The organism is Photobacterium sp. (assembly GCF_057456235.1).
Window position 1 is genome coordinate 85,640 of record NZ_JBVCPH010000004.1, and the last position, 19,364, is coordinate 105,003.

Genomic DNA, 19,364 nt, shown 5'->3' on the forward strand with positions numbered 1-19,364 from the left:
ATTATTTAATTCTGTTACAGGCTTGCCTGTATAAACAGTAATACTGCAGCCCAAATATGCGCCTGACGATAACGTTCAGGCGCACTTTCTGCCCTACATTGATATCCAAACCATCTCAAGATCCAAAGTTCAGCGAGAAAGTCACTCACCTATAACCAAACAATATAAATAAACATTAAATCAGGGCTGTTGCGGATAACACTGCCATATTCATATTAATACCAATTAAATTAAATATCAGATACGCTGAGTCTGTTTTGGCAGCCTAAATACCTCAACGTCAGAAAAATCTGTGACCCCGCTCCAATATTCTGTTCGACGAAAAATTACAGCCGTTAAATTAACAATACAAAACAACTGAACAGTATTTTTAACAAACAATCCCACTATGCATTAAAAGCATTATCGCTTACTTTTTTGCATTTCACTTTGGAAAATAAAAGGACCATTGTGTCGGTGTCATCTCATTATCAATAAAGGTAAAGGCTATGCTCGATACTGCAAATAAGGTTCGTATTGAAGAAGATCTACTAGGTGAACTTGAAATTCCGGCATCTGCTTATTATGGGATCCACTCTCTTCGTGCCTATAAGAATTTTTCTATTTCATCGTCGAGAATTTCTGACGTTCCTGAGTTGGTTCGCGGTATGGTCTTTACCAAAAAAGCAGCCGCCAGAGCAAACATGGAACTAGGCACTATCCCTAGCGATGTTGGCAAGTACATTATTGAAGCCTGCGACTTGATCATCGACACCGGCAAGTGCATGGATCAGTTTATCTCTGATGTGTATCAAGGTGGTGCCGGTACCTCAGTAAACATGAATGCCAATGAGGTTATCGCCAATGTTGCGCTGGAACTAAAAGGCCACGAAAAGGGCGAGTACCACATCATTAATCCAAACGACCATGTCAACCGAAGCCAGTCGACCAACTGCGCCTATCCAACGGGGTTCCGTGTAGCCGTATACAATAGCATCATCAAAATGCTCGGTTCGGTTCAGTACCTGCAGACAGCCTTCGATGCAAAAAGCGAAGAATTCCAGGACATCCTGAAAATGGGCCGAACCCAACTTCAAGACGCAGTGCCAATGACTGTGGGTCAGGAGTTTCATGCTTTCAGCATCTTGCTAAAAGAAGAAATCAAAAACCTGAAGTATGCTGCCTCGCTGCTTCTGGAAGTGAACCTTGGTGCAACAGCTATCGGTACCGGACTTAACGCGGCTAAAGGTTATCAGGAGCTGGCAGTGAAATACCTTGCCGAAGCAACCGGGCTGGACTGTGTACCGTCTGAAGATCTCATTGAAGCCACTTCTGACTGTGGTGCCTATATCACCGTTCACGCTGCACTAAAACGTTTAGCAGTCAAACTGTCAAAAGTCTGTAATGACCTGCGCCTGCTTTCGTCCGGACCGCGTACGGGCTTAAACGAGCTAAACCTGCCTGAAATGCAGGCTGGCTCATCAATTATGCCTGCCAAGGTTAACCCGGTTATTCCTGAAGTGGTAAACCAGGTCTGCTTTAAAGTATTCGGCAACGATACCACGGTGACCTTTGCCGCTGAAGCCGGTCAGCTACAGCTCAATGTGATGGAACCGGTGATCGGCCAGGCTATTTTTGAATCCATTGAACTGCTGAACAATGCCTGTATCAACCTTGCCGATAAGTGCATCCGCGGGATCACCGTAAACAAAACGGTGTGCGAAGACTTCGTCTTTAACTCCATCGGTATCGTTACCTACCTGAACCCGTTTATTGGCCACCATGAGGGCGATATTGTCGGCAAGATTTGTGCTGAAACAGGTCGAAGTGTTAAAGACGTGGTATTGGAGCGCAAGCTACTAACAGAAGAACACCTGGACGAAATATTCTCCGTACATAACCTGATGCACCCAGAATACAAAGCAAAACTATATAATTAATATAATTTAAAAATAACACCAAAATAAAAGGGTTAGTTTCTAACCCTTTTATTTAACCGTATTAATCAGCCGCTCAACTCTTTTATCGGACTCACTTGACTTAACTCGTTCCATATAGCTTCACACGATGCATGCAGCTTAGAATAATAACGGTAAACATACAGGTCTAATGGAACCGGCTCCCTCTCTGTTAGTATTTTCAATTGCCCTGATGCTAACTCCTCTTTTATTGCATAATCAGGTAGCCAACTAATCCCCTTACCTTGCAACACTAAAGCCTTAATAAAATTGGTCATTGATGATGAACATATCGTATTTGGAGTAAGCTTGGCCTTGGCTCGATGAAGTGCTCTTCCCATATAGCTTTCAGGAGTATAATCCAGACATGGAACATCATCATTTTGTGCAAGATCAAAAATCGGAGTTCCATTTTCGTTCACCGCTGAGACACAGTATAAATAACTACGGCCAAGATATATTGAACGATATGGAGCAACTTGCAACCTATCTTCATAAAATGAGAATAAAAAGTCACACTTTCCGTCTATAAGTAATTCAACAGCGTCATCAACTTCATTGGCATCAACAGATAAACTTGTATTCAGTTTTGGGTTAAACAGGCATGAATGTAACTTGGGCAGCAAACTGATAGCAACGGAATGCGCAGAGCTTAACCGGACAGTATGCCGACCATGAAAAGAGCTTCCGGATAAACGGTTAACTTCTTCATCTATTTGATGAATAATGGATTGTGCCGTGGTTTTAAACTGCTTGCCGCACAGAGTCAGTTCGATAGGTGATTTGCTGCGATCAATCAAGACTAAACCTAATTCTGCCTCAAGCGATTTTATTCGTCGGCTAAATGCTGGTTGGGTAACATTGCGGACAGCTGCAGCATGGGAAAAATTTTGTAGTTCAGCAAGGGTAAGAAAATCTTGCAACCATTTTGTTTCTATATTTTTCATTTATTTTTCTCAATACTATTGATTTACGGCAGTCATCCTCCAAGAATAATCCATTATAAAAACAATCCATTACATACATAACTAAGGGCCACCAGTCAGTAAGAACTATAATCAATAAGTTATTAACACTTGTCTATTAAGTTGATCACAATTCTTACTTTTTACCTGATGCTTTTTAATAACCAGGCCTTTATTTTCTGCATTTCACAAGCGTGATAGATAGTCATATCATTCGCTGGTAATATTATTAATAAATAACATATTTATTATAGAAAAAAACGTAATGAGCAATACGCATACAAATAGATTCAATATTAACCATTCAATTCAAGTTAGAAACAAGTCAACATATTATTATAAGAAACTCGTATCCTAATAAATTAAAGGTCAATAAAATGAACTTAATCGTTAAATTATTGTGTGGAATATTAATAGGCATACTGATGGGTATGTTTGCACCAGATGTACTTATTCAAGGCCTGATTACCGTAAAGTATTTGGTCAGCCAGTTAATCAAATTTACCATCCCATTATTAATTCTCTTCTATGTTACCAGCGGTATAGCAAGCCTGCCAAAAAACTCCGGAAAATTACTCGGAAAGACCGTAGGTCTGGCGTATATGTCAACATTAGGTGCCGGTATTTTTGCATTCATGATCGCAAAGAGCCTGTTCCCTGTTTTACTTGATGGTGCTGGTCAACTGCCCGAGGCTAAAGCCTCTCTTGCGCCGTTTTTAGCCCTTCAGATCCCACCTGTGATGAATATAATGACGGCATTGACCATCGCCTTCATTTTTGGTCTCGGCATCTCCAGTATGGGTTCGGAACACCTGAAAAAAGTAAGCGATCAGGGCCGTGATATCATTGAGTTGTTTCTAAATAAAGTCATCATCCCGGCCCTGCCGTTTTATATCGCAGGCGTCTTTGCCGATATGACGGTAAAAGGCACGGTGTTTGCCACCCTGCAAACCTTTAGCCTGGTGTTAATTGCTGTCGTCGTCATGCACTGGGTTTGGTTGACCTTCCAGTTTGTCACTACAGGTATTGCCATACAGCAATCGCCGCTAAAGATCCTGCGCACCATGATGCCCGCTTACTTTACCGCTGTTGGTACTATGTCTTCTGCCGCGACCGTTCCGGTCACTTTGCAACAGACCAAACGCAATGGCGTATCAAGTTCAATTGCTAATTTCGTCGTGCCATTGTGTGCCAATATCCACATGTCAGGCTCGGTGATCAGTATCGCCAGTGTTGCGGTAGCCGTCATTCTTATGACCGGTGCAGGCCCTGTGCCCAGCTTGATCGAAGCCCTGCCGTTTATCGCCATGTTAGGTGTCACTATGGTTGCCGCCCCGGGTGCGCCTGGTGGTGCCGTCATGGCTTCTGTCGGCTTGCTTGGTTCAATGCTTGGCTTTACCGAAGAAATGATTGCGCTGCAAATTGTACTTCACCTGGCGCAAGACAGTTTTGGTACTGCCTGTAATGTGACCGGCGATGGCGTGATTGCCTTGTTGATAGACAAGATGTCTGGCGAGACAGCAGATAGTGAAGAAGGATTAGAGTTGGTAGAAGAAACAATCTAATCAGGCTGAATTTAATTTATTAGCTATCGCAATAAGAGTTGTTTCAAAACAACTCTTATTGCGGAGATAAACAGGATAGTTGTTAAATGTACGAAAATAATAAAACATTATATCTTCCTTATGCCGGTCCAACCCTGCTAGAAAATGCCCTGCTCAACAAGGGCAGTGCCTTTTCCCCGGAGGAGAGACAAAACTTCAGTCTGATGGGACTGCTGCCAGCAACAATCGAATCTATTAACGAGCAGGAAGAAAGAGCCTACAGCCAATATCAAACGTTCAGCGATGATATGGATAAGCACATCTACCTGCGCAACATTCAAGATACTAACGAGACCCTCTACTATCGTTTGATTGATAATCATATCGAAGAGATGATGCCAATCATTTATACCCCGACGGTGGGTGCTGCCTGCGAGAAATTTTCCAATATTTATCGTCGCGGCCGCGGTCTGTTCCTTGGCTATCCCGACAAAGGCAATATCGTTGATATATTAAACAACGCAGCCCGTCAGGATGTGAAAATTATCGTTATTACCGATGGCGAACGTATTCTTGGCCTTGGCGACCAAGGCATTGGCGGCATGGGGATCCCTATCGGTAAGCTGGCACTCTATACCGCTTGTGGTGGCATCAACCCTGCCAACACATTGCCAATTGTATTGGATGTCGGCACCAATAATACCCAACTTTTATCAGATCCTATGTATATGGGATGGCGCCACCCGCGTATTACCGGGCAGGAGTATTATGACTTTGTCGAAGAGTTCATTCAGGCTGTTAAGAGCCGCTGGCCAAATGCATTAATCCAGTTCGAAGATTTTGCTCAGAAAAATGCCATGCCTCTGCTCAACCGTTATAAAGATAAAGTTTGCTGTTTTAATGATGACATTCAGGGAACAGCCGCTGTTACCGTCGGCAGCTTACTTGCCGCCTGTAAGGCCGCCGGTTCAAAGCTTTCCGAACAACGCATTACCTTTGTCGGTGCAGGCTCGGCCGGATGCGGAATTGCTGAAGCCATTGTGGCACAGATGATCGCCGAAGGGCTAAGTGACAGTGCTGCACGCGAGCGTGTCTTTATGGTTGACCGCTGGGGGCTACTGACCGACGACATGCAGAACCTGCTCGACTTCCAACAAAAATTAGTCCAGAAAAGTGCCATCGTCACTCAATGGAATGAAACCGGTAATATCTCGCTATTGGATGTGATGCGCAATGCCAAGCCAACGGTTTTGATCGGCGTTTCGGGGGTTCCAGGTCTGTTCAGCCAAGAGGTGATCACTGAGATGCATGCCCATTGCAAGCGCCCGATTGTCTTGCCGTTGTCAAACCCCACCAGCCGTGTTGAGGGTATGCCGTCCGACATTATTCGCTGGACAGAAGGCGACGCGCTAATTGCTACCGGCAGTCCGTTTGATCCGGTTCTTTTTAATGACAAAACCTATCCAATCGCCCAGTGCAACAACAGTTATATTTTCCCCGGTATAGGTCTTGGTGTGCTGGCATCTGGTGCGACCCGTGTCACCGATGAAATGTTGATGGTGAGTAGCCGCGCTTTAGCCGAATGCTCCCCACTAGCTCGCCATGGAGAGGGGGCTCTGTTGCCGCCGCTGCAAGAGATCCAACAGGTTTCTCGCCATATTGCTATGGCTGTGGCCAAAAAAGCCGTTGAACAACATAAAGCACCGCAACGTACCGATGAACAGTTACTGGAAAAAATTGACAGTTTTTTCTGGAAACCTGAATACTTAAAATACAAAAGAACCGCACTGTAAAACATTCCGACTTTTTACCAATCTGATTAGTGCCCCCTCATTATTCAGATTGGTATTTTTTCGCCTGAAATATCTCACAAAAGCTGACAAAATGAACTGAAACATTCCGACTACTCAGCATCACAATCTATTCAATAAAAGCTTATCTAAACCTCATAAATCGGCCCGCCGAACGATGTCACCGGTGGTACTTCACCTTTAAATTTCTCAATATCTACATTACAGGTATTAGCACTGGTTGCCTGCGCCAGTTCTGATGACGCTATATCCTGCGTGAGCGTATTAGGATCGCCGTAAGTATCAATCGCCCCAACCTTTTCATTCAGTGGCCCATACCATGCACCTTCTTCGATACGCACCACACCAGGGGCGTAGCTATCAGTCAGTACGGCACCAGCCAATAGCTGGCCACGATCATTAAATACACGAACCAAATCGCCATCAATGATCCCCTTTGCTGCAGCATCTGCCGGATTAATATAAATAGGTTCGCGGCCCTGTACCGTATAAGTCTCGCGGAACTCATCAGATTCACACATCTGGGAATGCAAGCGCTTATCAGGGTGAGAAGACTGCAGCCAGAATGGGTGTTTATCCGAGCCCGGGCCACCATGAGATCGCTCACTCTTCTCGAACCACATTGGATGGCCCTGACACTGTTCATAACCAAAACGGTCGATTTTACGGCTAAATATTTCAATAAAACCCGATGGTGTACCTAATGCATTGATTTCCGGGTCTTCACGGAAGTCAGCATGACGAACCCAAGGTTTACCTCCGCCAAAATCAAGTACCCCTTTTTCCCAGAACACGTCAAACTCAGGCATATCAAAATTGCCTTTATTAGCGTTACGACAGTCGGTATAGAGTGAACGGACCCATTCCATTTCGTCCATACCACGAGTGTATTCTTTGTGGCGGCCGAAACGGCGGCTTAATTCTGTGAATATTTCGAAATCCGTTTTTGACTGAAACAATGGATCAACCAACTTGTGCATTGCAAGCAGGCCGCGACCACTGTATGAACCATAAACATCAATGTCATTACGTTCAAACTGGGTACAGGCAGGCAGAACAATATCAGAGAAACGGCAGGTCGCTGTCCAGGCAAAGTCAATGGTGACAATAGTTTGCAACTTCTGAAACGCTTTTTTCATTCGGTTACGATCCTGATGGTGATGCCATGGATTATTCCCGCTCACCACCATCATTTTGTACCCAGGCAGTATTACTTTTGAGCCGTTATGACGAATTTCTTTACCCGGTTCCAGCAGGCAATCCACCCACCGCGCGACAGGGATCGTACGGCTGTATCCCTTGAAGTCGTCATTATCCCATTTAGGCTTCTGGCCTTGGTCAACGTTACGAGGGAACCCCCCCGGCGCAGCAAAACCGGTCGAAGGCACACCAATCGAGCTGTAGTGATGACCGTAAGAGACCCCGCCACCAGGCAGACCAATCTGGCCAATCATTGCCGCTAGTACCGCCCCCATCCAGTAGGGCTGCTCACCATGTTGCTGACGTTGAATAGCCCAGCCAAATAGGATCTGAGTGCGTTCAGCCACTAGCATACGGGCAAATTCACGGATCTCATCAGCCGGTATACCACAAATTTCAGCGGCCCATTCAGGTGTTTTCGCGACGTTATCTTTACTCTCACCCAGCAGGTATGGGACAAAATCCTCAAAGCCTAAGCAGTAAGTCTTTATAAAATTCTTATCGTAAAGATCTTCTTTATATAAGGTATGCGCCAACGCCAGCATAAATGCGACGTCAGTCTGCGGGTTAATATAAAGATGCTTATTACCCAAATAGCGCTGAGTTTTATTTTTAGCCGGATCAATAGAAACAACGTTTATTTTGCCTTCCGCAACTTTCTCTTTCAGCAGTTCCAGGTAAGCAAATGATTCATGGGTTTCACAATTCCAGCCAACTTGCAGGTTCTTGTTTGGATCGCACGCCCATAAGATAATATTCTTACTGTTATCCAGGATTTCTGACCAGGATGTACCTTGTGCATACACTTCCGTTGAGCCAAGAACATAGGGAAGAATAGTCTGACCAGCCCCCGTCGAGTAGTCACCCACTTTGGTAATATAGTTACCATGCATACCCACTGCACGTTGCATATGACTGGTACAGCTGTGGAACTGGCCGGTCTGGCGCCAACCAGTCTGTCCGGCATGTAGTGCCCACGGGCCGTAATCTTTCTGTACCCGTTCCAGCTCCTGATAAAACAGATCCAAGGCTTCATCCCATGTCACCCGCACAAAGCGATTGTTACCCCGGGTTTCTCCACTGTATTTATGCTTTTTCAGCCAATCAAGACGAACCATCGGGTAACGAACCCGCGACGGATTATAAATAATTCCCTTGATCCCTTTGAGCATCTCGGTCGGATGCTTATCCAGCTCTAACGGTTTAATGTCAGCCACTTTGCCATTATAAATACGAGCCCGGAAAGCGCCCCAGTGCGAACCTGATACTTTCCAGATACCGCTAGCTTGATCACCAGCCGATTCTGTTGCGGCTTTAGCCGCTGACATTAACAAACCCGGCCCAATGACAGACGCTGCGCTTGTTGTGGCCAACCCTTTTAAAAATTTACGTCGACTCAGAGACATATTAAATCCCTCGCTTACTCTGTCACCTTAATGGCCTGCATCAGAAAAATCTGACGAGTGTTTTTGTAGGTATTTCAATACCAAGGCTTGACTGTCATTATCGAAGTTAACAAACGCTTGCATTCCGTCGTACATACCAGGCCAGGTATTGGCGTCAAAGTGATTTTCAGCCGGTTGGGTATGGCACACACTACAGTTGGTATTGTAAGCAGCTTTCGCTTCATTCCAGATGACTTGAACATCATCAATTAATGAATCTTTCGGCATCCAGAGCTTCACCGTTACACGCTGCCAAGGCAGCCCCGTCAGTTCGTCTTCTTTTTCTTCAAACTGTTCTACCAGGCTATCATTCTGGGCTGTCGCTTTACTCAACGCCGCGGATGCAATATTAAAACCAAAGTCTTCATTGATTACCCGCCCGAATCCTTTCATTTTGCGCCAACCGGATAGCTCGACCTGTATCGCCTTATCGGTGACGTCTGCAACCTTAATCGCAGAGGCAGGATTCAACAGACCGCCATCAACGGTTAACGCTTCGTCTTCATATATCGGCAAATGCCGTACACTGTAATAGGTCTCTCCGGCACTAAAGCTGGTACTGGAAGATTGCTGAACCAATTGGGAAATCATTCCACCGGAACTTTCCATATCGGCGGGTAGCTGGTGAGCAATGCCTTTATGGCAGTCAATACAGCTCTGATCACGCTCGGCGGCCTGCTTCATCTGTACATTGGCAAGGCTCGACATCTCTTCCCAATTCAAACTGTCATAATCGTGGCAATTCTTACATTCCAGCGATTTATTCGACGAAAACCGCTTCCACTCATGCTGTGCAAGCTCTAAACGTTTTTCCAGAAACTTTTCGCGAGTATTAATGGTGCCAAAAATAGAACCAAAAACTTCTTTGCTGGCTTGCATTTTACGTGCAATTTTATCTGTCCAGTTATGGGGAACATGGCAGTCAGGACAGGTCGCCCTGACCCCCGAACGATTCGACCAATGGACCGTTGATTGCAGCTCTTCGTAGACGTTGTCACGCATTTCGTGACAGCCGATACAAAATTTTTCGGTGTTGGTCATTTCCAGAGCCGTGTTGAATCCCCCCCAAAAAAAGACTCCGGCAATAAAACCGCCCAGGGTTAATACGCCCAAACTAATATGCACTGCAGGACGCCAAAAGGTAGCCCACAGCTTTTTAATCAAACTCATCATAATAACCTACCTGTTTTTATTGGCTGTGATTTTGATTTAGCCGTGACCAGGAGGGCCGAGAAAGAAGACCTGGATTGCCCAGATAACAAAACCGAAGCCACCAACTAATGCAATTGCAAGAATAGGGAACAGGCAGACGGCGATAAATAAGAAGGAGCCCCACTCATATTTTGCTCGTTCTTTTTTTTCTACTGCATCAGAGTTACTCATTGCTGACATCCTAGTTATGTTTACCCCTTCCAAAACTAAAAGGGCAGCCATTCCTGAAAGTATAGTTAAACGCCAGAATGGTATTTAAAAACTATCGTCGCAAAAATAAGAAAGGAGCCTTTCGGCTCCTTTCTCTAATACTAAACAAACAATCGCTTTTTTATAGTGATGCGCTGTACATTGTCTGATTCTGTTTATATAACTCTAAACGTTGCTCAAATTTTATAAAACGCTGGGTGTTTGTGTTTTCCAATTTGCCAATGGCCTCTTGCTCCGCCTTCACTGCCTCTTGGAATTCTCCGCATGCCGCATAGGCCGCTGCCAGATTATCATAGTCACCGGCATCTCCGGTTCCACTACGACTCAACACCTGCTTCGCCAATTTCAGAGCCCGCTGGCCATCACGTACGCGTTCATCATTACAGGTCGCATACAACCAAACTAAGTTACGTTTCGACTCCAAAGAACCACCGTTTGCGGCTTCATTGAACCATTTAATCGCATTTCCGCAGTCGACCTGTCCGGCAGCACCCGAGGCATAATAACCGCCCAGCTCAACCATTGCCGGTACTGAACCTTCCTCGGCCGCTTTTGTATACCACTCTACCGCCTGCGTAGGATCTTGGGGCAGTACCTGACCAGCTTTGAACAAGTCACCAATCATTGTTTTCACTTCCGGCATATCAACGGCAGCTTTTTGCAACCAGTACAAGCCTTTCAATGTATCTGACTTTAAGCCGTTAGAACCTTCAAGATATGCGCGTCCAAGAAACAACTGCATGTTTGTATCACCCTGCTCGGCTTCCAATTCAACATATTTAAGGGTAGAAAGCAGGTGATTGGTCGGCGAGGTCGTCACCGAAGCGGTGGCGGTAGAAATACTATACCCCGTAACGGCCAAGCCAAATACGGCACTGAGGGCGAATTTTTTCAGAGTCATAACAGCTTGCATAAATAGATCTCTTTCAAAAGGGCTAACTGGTGTTGAAATTGAATTTATATAAGCGGCGATTAAAAAACAACCCGAAAGATATAGGCAGATATGACTGACTTCGCCGACAAAACCCGTTATTTATTGCTTGGTCAAGATCTTATAGCAGATGAAAGTTTATCGTACATTCTTAATAATGAGAGGTAGATCTACCTTAGTATAGTTATGATGTCTCATGATAACTGAACTATTACTTAATAAGCTATCAACAAGCCCTAACCCTCGTGACAAAAAGCCGACAAACTCTCAAGTTGCATCGGCTTTGGTTTCATATGGTAGGAAATGATTAGAAAGCTTTGTAGTATTCCTCACCACCATGCACAAACTGATCTTCATGCGTAGATTCTTCATCTAAATCGATATCCAAATCAACCTGATTCGGGAGATCTGCTATAGCATTACACGCCAATACAACATCGTACGTTCCTTCAGGAACATATTTCATTGAATATTTATCATTGATGACCTTCGCAGTCTTCACTGGCGCATTTATAGAACCTAAATCACCATAACCGGAACCGTCTATGTGATAAAGATAGACATAAGCATTCTCTGAATTCTCGCATGTTGCTGGATCAACATCCCCGTAAATGATACCGGCCAGAGAATTATCAACTAGACTAAACCCTTCATTTTCCAAGTAATAAACATTTTCTCTTAACTGCAACATGCTCTTGAGGTCAAATGACATTGTATAAGTTGTTGGCACATCAATATTGATATTTAAACCATCAAAAGTCAGTTCATCAGCAATTTCCATCTTGTGTTTATCAACTAAGTTTCCAATATGACAATATGGCGTATCATAAAAATCGCCGTAGCTTCCTTGAAGAATAGAGAGCGACATACTGGTATATTCTCCAGCCGTAACCAACTGCTCTGTAAGCAACTGAACAATATCGATACCAGTCAAATCATGAAGATCTATCACTATAAACTTAGGATAGCCGTCACTATCAATAGGAATTTCGGAATCTGCTGGTATGCATTGCTGAGAATTATTATTAATACCTTCAGGATCATTCATACTTCTGGTTGTCCACTCTGTAACCGTTCCCGCTAAATCTGTTACGCTGATAGCATCAATTGCAATACAAGCCTGTAATTCATCTTGAGCTGGAACTTCTGTCGGCGGCACTACGACATCAACAGATATTGGCACCGGATCAGATCCAGCCCCCGGCTCTGTATCTGAGCTTGAAAGTGTTAAATCTAGTTCTGTATCTCCAGAAGAGCCACCGCATCCTGCCACCACAAACATGGTGAGCATAATTAATATTATTCTTTTCATGTCATCACCCCTACGACAATGTGAAAATAGTTATGTTGGATGGCCGAATCCAACACTAAAATTCTAGGAGTGAATCAACGCATAAATTATTTATCGAAGGTGTTATTAACTATTGAGAAAGGGATCTTACTCTCAAGACAGGCTTGCCCGAGTTATACTTACATCTCCTAAGCTTACGTTTAGCCATGAATAAAAAAGGCCAGTCGATCCGTTTAACGAAATCATACTGGCCTTGATTATTAATTACCCAGCTAACAGATAATCATTTTTTGTCGGTTGGAATTAGATAGGATCCAGCTCTAGTACTTCCTGAATATTACGTTCAGGTTTAGCCTCTTGACCAAATCCACGCAGACCCACCACATGTACGTGCTCGCGGTCTTTGAAGATCTTACGTACCAGCTTGTAGGTGGTGCCTTTTTCCGGACTGATATTCTCTGGCGCCGCAATCAATAACTGCATATCGAGACGATCGCACAACTCGAATAAGGTAGCGATTGATTTGCCATCCAGACGGGCCGCTTCATCAAGGAACAGCAGGCGACATGGAATGATATCTTTACCACGCAGACGACGTGATTCTTCTTCCCAGCTCTGTATTACCATCAGCAGGATTGCCTGACCGGTACCGATCGCTTCACCCGTTGACAATGCGCCCGATTCGGCTTGTAGCCAGCCGTCTGTACCGCGGTTAACTTCAATACTCAGTTCCAGGTAGCTGCGGTAATCCAATAGCTCTTCACCCATGATCTGTGGTGAGCGCTGGCCCATTTCGATATGCGGATTCAGACGCTGGAACAACTTAGCGATGGCTTCAGAGAACGTCAGACGGTTATTACCGAACAAATCCTGATGCTGATCTTGCTGTTCAGCCAGACCTGTCAGTAATGATTCGTGGGTATCCCGTACCTTCACGTTCAGTCGCACGCCATTAACCTGACCAAAGCCAATATTTTGCAGACCCTGGTTCAGCATACGAATGCGGTTCTGCTCGCGCTGGATTGTCTTGCGAATGATATTAGCGACAGAATCAGAGCTGATTGCCAGACGCTGTTCACGCGCGGTCAGTTCTTCCGTCAGGCGGGCCAGTTCCACTTCCATCTCTTCAATCGCTTCAACCGGATCATCGGTACGGATAATGTCATGACGGATCCGTTCGCGAAGATGCTGATACACTGCGATATAGAACAGTACTTTTCGCTCCGGACGAGACACATCTTCTGATGCACGTAATGCATCCCGCAGATCTTCGTTATTAGCAACAGCAAGACGCAGAGCACCCAGTGATTTATCTGACAGCGAACGCAGTTCATCGGCAGACATGTACGCCATTTCACGGCGGTGCAAGCGGCGTTCAACATCACTTTCGCGCGCCAGGCGCAATACTGCGCACCAGCCTGCTTTGGCATTCACCACCAGCTTGCGGATATCCTGGTAATCTTTACCGACTTTGCGCAGACGCTTGATCAAGCCTTTCATTTCAAGCTCGATGGATGTGATTGCTTTTTCCAACAGGCTTCGACGAGCACGTGAGCTATGCAGGCGCTCATTGAGTTCATCGCGACGTACACGCGCCCGCTCTTCTGCTTCGAGATCGGCACGCACACCCAGTTCCAGCAGTTCACGTTCAAATTCCTGAACGGTTTCCTGTTTTGCCTGATGCGAACTCTTCAGTGATGCAAATAGCTGGTTGTACTGGTTCATCTGAGCACGCGCTTGTTTCAGGCTTTCACGGCAGCGGGTACGTTCACGCTCTGCGGCAACCAATTTCGCCTTCAGCTGCTCATTCAGCTCTGAGCTCTTATTGAGCAACTCAACAGAATCGGCATAACCGAAGTGGTGACGACGCTCTACCAAATCAGCAACCGCAAACATCTGGGTTTTCAGTCGTTGAAGTGTGCTGTCCGCTTCAACATAATTTGCTTGCAGGGCATCAAATTGCTCAGGATCGGCATCAAGGGCAGAGATCAGACCTTCAAGCTCAGTAATGGCCTTACCATGACGATCAAGGTAATTACGCGCTTCATCAAGGTATGATAACTGTTGCTCAACGTCGGCGAAACGTTCGGCTAAGGTCTCATCTTCCAGCAGGTTAACGACCGGATTCAGTTTACCCAATAAGGCTAAACCTTCACGTGCCGCGGCAAGTTGGCTACGTTGCTGCAACTCTTTGGCATCGACATCGGTCAGTTGACGTACCGCCTGATTACGCTGGTCACGAGCGACTTTCAGCTGAGCTTCAGGATCGGCATTGAAGGCCACGCCCATATGGATTGCTACAAAGCTATTGAAGCTCTGGTACAGACGTTGCAGTTTCTGCGAATCAAATGCGGCTTTTGCATGATTTTCAACAACGTGATCACGTTCGTCACGCAGCTGTTCCAGACGTTGCTCTCGAGCTGCACGACCAAACAACGGGACTTTAGGAAAACGCGAATAACGTAACTGGCGATCATTAAGATGAACACATACCGCGCCGTCCAACTCGTCGACATCAAAACCACTGTCATCAAATGAATCAACATCACCTTCGATGATATACAAATCATCCGGGCAATCATCCAGGGCGCTCAATTTCTCTTTGATGCCTTTCAGATCGGGAACGACGATGGCGTGACGGGACGGGCCATACATAGCACTGAAATACGGCGCATCGGCCAGAGTAATATCATCATAGATTTCTGAAAGCAGGCTGCCACCTAAGCTCTCAGCCAATCCGCTCAGACGTGAATCATCACTGCCACCCGGCAGAGCAAGGCGCTCAATACTCTCTTCAAGCTGCTGCTTACGCGCGGCCAGCTGGTCACGGTTTGCTGATGCTGTACGCTCTTTATCCAGCGTCGCCTGCATAGCGTTCATCACAGCCTGGCTATCGAACAACTCTAATTCAGACTGTTCCGCCAGCTTTTCTAACGCGTCAGATGCGCTGATCCATGCCGGGGCCTCGGCTTCCAGCGTTTTGATCTGGGTAGCCAATGTTTGCTCATGACGGCGCAGATCGCTGCGTTGTTCAACCAGCAGATCTTGTTCTTGCTCCAGGCTTTCCAGTGACGCTTCGTGACGTGCCTGCTCTTCAGCCAGCGCCAGTTCACTGTCAATCGCCGTGGCAAAACGCTTACTGTAAGTTGCAGCCAGCTCTGTTGCCTGGCGCTGATTGCGAACACTACGGTCAAGATCGCGATACTGTGCTTTGAGCTGCTCTCCACGTTCAGCAACGTTACGAAGCTGACGGGTACGGTCAATCAGTTCACGTGCTTTGCTACCCGCCGTCGTACGATCAGTCACACCGGCGATCGTGGTTACAATCTGCAGGCCTTTATCAAACTGCTGCGCTGCTGCTGATGACATATCCAGCTTATGTTTCAACGCCAGTAATGCGGTTGTTTGTAATTCTTGCTGCTGCTTCAGTTGAGAAAGCACTGCGGGTGCGTTGTCAGCAAGCAGCTCATCATCACCAGACAGCTGACGGGCTTTTTCAAGCGCCTTAACAGCCTGCTGATACTGCAGTGCCCGTGTCTGCTGCATATCCAGCGCTTGCTGATAATCAGCCAGCTGGGTTTTCAGGCTATCAACTTCTTCTTCCGTCAGCTGAGCCTGTTCTTCCGTCATCGCAAGTTGTTCGGCGGCTTCTTCCACCACCATCACTTGCTCTTCAAGACGTTCTGTCAGCTCTTCCAGATCGTCTTTATAGCGCTCGATTTTTTCTTGCTGACGAACGGCGGTTTGTACGAGTTGCAGATGATCTGAAGCCGCCTGATGATCCTGCTCCAGTGCCCCTTCGCGCTCTGTCAGCTCATCAAGTTCGCCGGTCATATTGATCAGCGATTGTTGCTGATCGCCTAAAATCTGGCGTGAACCTAATAGTTCGCCACGCAAACTAAGCGTTTTTTCCAGCTTCTGACGACGCTCATTGGCATGGCGCATATAATCCGCTGCCACGTAATTGGTCGCTTCGGTGATCAGGTGCTTAAACAGGTCACGGTCGCTTTGTGTCAGCTTAATCGCTTCCAGCGTCATACGGTTTTCACGCAAGGCCGCTTCCATATCCTGAAAGGCTTTCTTAACACCGGTATTTTGTGGCAACAGGTAGTCACGTAGGGAACGGGTAATGGCACTGGAAATCCCCCCGTAAAGTGACGCTTCAATCAAACGGTAGAACTTAGAGCGATCCTGGCTGTTACGCAGTTTCTTCGGCAATACACCGAATTCAAACATTTGGACATGGTAATCGGTTACCGAGCTAAATGCTTTGAACTGCACCCCCTCATATTCGCTAACGATTTCTTTTACTTCGTTAATTTGACGAACACGCGCCTGGTTTTCAGACAAGGTCTCAACCAACAACTCGGTTGGCTTGATATGTGAGGGTAAGCCTTGAATGATAAACGGCTTAATATCGACTTTTTTGTCTCGACCCGCCACTTGTTGCAATTTTACTGCAAAAACAATGCGCTGCTTTTTCGAGTTAACCACATCAAGGGCCGCATAACATGCGCCGGGTTTCAATTTACCGTGCAGGCCTTTATCACGCGAGGCATTCGAACTGCCAGCTTCCGTGGTATTACGGAAGTGAAGCAGGCTTTGATCAGGGATCAGGGTGGTAATAAAAGCGGCCATGGTGGTGGACTTACCCGCACCATTACCACCGGATAACGTGGTTACCAGATTATCAATGTCAAAAGTACGGGCAAAAAAACCATTCCAGTTGACCATTGTGAGTGATTGATACTTACCGCGTTCCATTAGGCTTCGCCCTCCAGTCCTGCGTACTCAGTTTCTAATTCTTGTTGCTCTTTGCCATCGAGCAGGCTTGACTGGCTAGGCTCTTGCTGATGAACAACGGCTTCACCATCACGGATCAGACGCAGCTGAGCTTCACGGACATCATCCCCGGTACGTACATCAGCACCAAAGCGGAATACTGCTTCGCTGATCCGGAATTTACCATTTTCGCCGACAGGGATTATCATACCGATTCGACGAAGACGACGAAGTGAGGTTTTCACTTTGTCGTACAGTTTTTCACGATCTAAGTCTGAACCACTCGCCCGGTTAGTCACCAGCTTCATCAGCTTGTTCTCATCAGCCAGTGCCAGTAATTCTTCGAACATCTCCTGATTGGTGAAAATCCCTTCATGGGCCAGACGCTCAGGGCTAAGGTAAAGGAAACACAACACTTTACCCACCAGCATGTCAATTTCAGACAGAACCGAGCGGCTGATCAGTGACGTTGAACGCGGGCGAAGATATAAGAAACCTTCCGGCGCGCGTACCAGTTCCGCATTATAGCGGCGGTAGAACATACCCAGCTCTTGTTCAAATTCAATCAACAAAGCATGGTTGTCTAAATCTTCGCTGGAAATATGGCGTCCAGAACGAAGTGCATTATCCAGCGCCGGAAAAAGTGGGTTAGCAATTGCTTTTGCCAACTTTTCAGGCATGAATTCTTCAATATTTATCGATGACATTGGCTTGTACCTTGGCTCCGTATTCATTAATCGCTTCCCAATCAGGCTGAATCGCATTGAAATCCGATTCTGAGTAACCGAGTCGTACTGCCTGATCAACCACAATTCGCGCTAAATCAAAATGTTGCGCGTATGGGTGTTGAGCCAAATAATCTTTCAGAAGCAGGCTCAAATTAATGGCTGCACCTGTCTCTTTATGGGCTTGTAGCATCTCGGCAACCTGCCCAGCAAGCTGATCATTGACGAGGCTGAGTTCTTCAAATTCCATCTCTTCCGGCACGATACCGGTGACTTCATCATCACGTAATATCAAGGATTCATCACGCATATCCAGTAAGCGATCGGCATCGGCATAGGTCAGTAACCACGGATCATCGAAATAGTCGGTCACAGACTGGCGTAAGCGTTGACTGAAGGCCCGGTTTTTATCCATATCAATCGCGGTTCGAATGAACTTATGCACATGACGGTCATAACCAATCCACAAATCAATAGCTTGCTGGCCCCAGTTAATGATGCGATCTAGCTTCATCTGCAGAATGAAGATCATTCCATCAATGAAATCTAACTCCGGGTTACCCTGCACTTCTTCCTGGATTGCCAGTAACTGACTCTGCAATTGATCGCCTGCAGCCTGCAAAGTATCTTGCAGTTCTCGCAGCGTACTGGACGTTTCATTCAGCAGGCTTTCACAACTGGTAATCGCCGCACGCCAGTCCTGATTCAACAGCTCAGCAATATCCGTTTTCACTTGTTGCTGTTGTTCATCCATGGTGCGCTGGTTTAAATCGATTCGGTCGAAAATTTCAGCGACCGAATACTTCAGTACCGCGAAAACGTCCTGACGCCAATGTTTTTCATCGCCGCCCTCTTTTGCTGCCTGAGCCGCTTTGTTAATTTCATTGGCCACCATCGCTAACTGAATCGACAGTTTCAGCGTCGAATATTCACGCTGGCGGATGTAGTAATCGGTAATGCCCAAGGCAAGCGGACTCAGACGGTAAATACTTACACCGTCGGTTACGTCACTGGTAAAACGCGTAATCAAGCGCTGACGGACCAGTTCATTTATGGCGTTATTGGCACGAAAGGCCAGGGTTTCATTCGACTGATCGAACATATCGCTCACGATGCGGAACGCATCAACCAGTTCGCTTTCCCCTAATTCTTCATCAAAGCGATCGCCGCTTAAGACCGCAATCGCCAACAAGAACGCCAGCCGCTCAGTTGGCAGGTTAAGCGAAAAATCATGTTGCTTAACCCAGTTAACCAACTCGGGAACGGTCTGGGATACTTCACTCATCCGTTGTCCTTATTGCTGTCATATCA

The 19,364-nt window shown here is 46.2% G+C and carries 12 protein-coding genes; 3 read left to right on the top strand and 9 right to left on the bottom strand.

Annotated features, from left to right (window positions below; all coding sequences use genetic code 11):
- The first annotated feature begins 488 nt into the window (after positions 1–488).
- Positions 489–1,919, top strand: a complete 1,431-nt coding sequence (gene aspA / locus AC2204_RS06275) for an aspartate ammonia-lyase (protein ID WP_318924631.1) — start codon at positions 489–491, stop codon at positions 1,917–1,919.
- A 65-nt stretch (positions 1,920–1,984) separates the two neighbouring features.
- Here aspA and AC2204_RS06280 read toward each other — a convergent pair whose 3' ends face one another.
- Complete coding sequence (locus AC2204_RS06280) at positions 1,985–2,884, bottom strand: LysR substrate-binding domain-containing protein (protein ID WP_318924632.1); 900 nt, start codon at positions 2,882–2,884, stop codon at positions 1,985–1,987.
- 395 nt (positions 2,885–3,279) lie between these two features.
- Between AC2204_RS06280 and AC2204_RS06285 the strand changes: the two genes are divergently transcribed.
- Positions 3,280–4,467: a dicarboxylate/amino acid:cation symporter gene (locus AC2204_RS06285; RefSeq protein WP_318924634.1), complete on the top strand. Its 1,188-nt coding sequence runs from the start codon at positions 3,280–3,282 to the stop codon at positions 4,465–4,467.
- Between the two features lie 86 nt (positions 4,468–4,553).
- Entirely contained in the window at positions 4,554–6,239 is a 1,686-nt protein-coding gene (locus tag AC2204_RS06290; RefSeq protein ID WP_318924635.1) for an NAD-dependent malic enzyme, read from the top strand.
- 146 nt (positions 6,240–6,385) lie between these two features.
- Here the strand turns inward: AC2204_RS06290 and torA are convergent, their stop codons facing one another.
- The 8 genes from torA to mukF all read right to left on the bottom strand — a co-directional run bounded on the left by torA (position 6,386) and on the right by mukF (position 19,338).
- On the bottom strand, positions 6,386–8,863 hold the full coding sequence (gene torA, locus AC2204_RS06295) for a trimethylamine-N-oxide reductase TorA (protein ID WP_318924636.1): 2,478 nt from the start codon (positions 8,861–8,863) through the stop codon (positions 6,386–6,388).
- Positions 8,864–8,890: 27 nt separating this feature from the next.
- Positions 8,891–10,075 (bottom strand): pentaheme c-type cytochrome TorC, encoded by a 1,185-nt coding sequence (gene torC / locus AC2204_RS06300; RefSeq protein WP_318924637.1) that lies wholly within the window; start codon positions 10,073–10,075, stop codon positions 8,891–8,893.
- A gap of 36 nt (positions 10,076–10,111) precedes the next feature.
- Positions 10,112–10,285 carry a periplasmic nitrate reductase, NapE protein gene (locus AC2204_RS06305; RefSeq protein WP_318924638.1) on the bottom strand — a complete coding sequence of 58 codons (174 nt, stop codon included), beginning with the start codon at positions 10,283–10,285 and terminating at the stop codon, positions 10,112–10,114.
- Between the two features lie 160 nt (positions 10,286–10,445).
- A complete protein-coding gene (locus tag AC2204_RS06310) occupies positions 10,446–11,237 on the bottom strand; it encodes a tetratricopeptide repeat protein (protein WP_318924639.1) in 792 nt (263 codons plus the stop codon).
- Between the two features lie 325 nt (positions 11,238–11,562).
- Positions 11,563–12,567, bottom strand: a complete 1,005-nt coding sequence (locus AC2204_RS06315; protein ID WP_318924640.1) for a hypothetical protein — start codon at positions 12,565–12,567, stop codon at positions 11,563–11,565.
- Positions 12,568–12,849: 282 nt separating this feature from the next.
- Positions 12,850–17,310: a chromosome partition protein MukB gene (mukB, locus tag AC2204_RS06320; protein ID WP_318924641.1), complete on the bottom strand. Its 4,461-nt coding sequence runs from the start codon at positions 17,308–17,310 to the stop codon at positions 12,850–12,852.
- The gene (mukE, locus tag AC2204_RS06325) at positions 17,310–18,035 is read right to left on the bottom strand and encodes a chromosome partition protein MukE (RefSeq protein ID WP_318924642.1); all 726 of its coding nucleotides are present in this window, start codon (positions 18,033–18,035) and stop codon (positions 17,310–17,312) included. Before mukE ends, mukB begins: the two co-directional genes overlap by 1 nt.
- A complete protein-coding gene (gene mukF, locus AC2204_RS06330) occupies positions 18,016–19,338 on the bottom strand; it encodes a chromosome partition protein MukF (RefSeq protein ID WP_318924643.1) in 1,323 nt (440 codons plus the stop codon). Before mukF ends, mukE begins: the two co-directional genes overlap by 20 nt.
- Positions 19,339–19,364 lie beyond the last annotated feature (26 nt).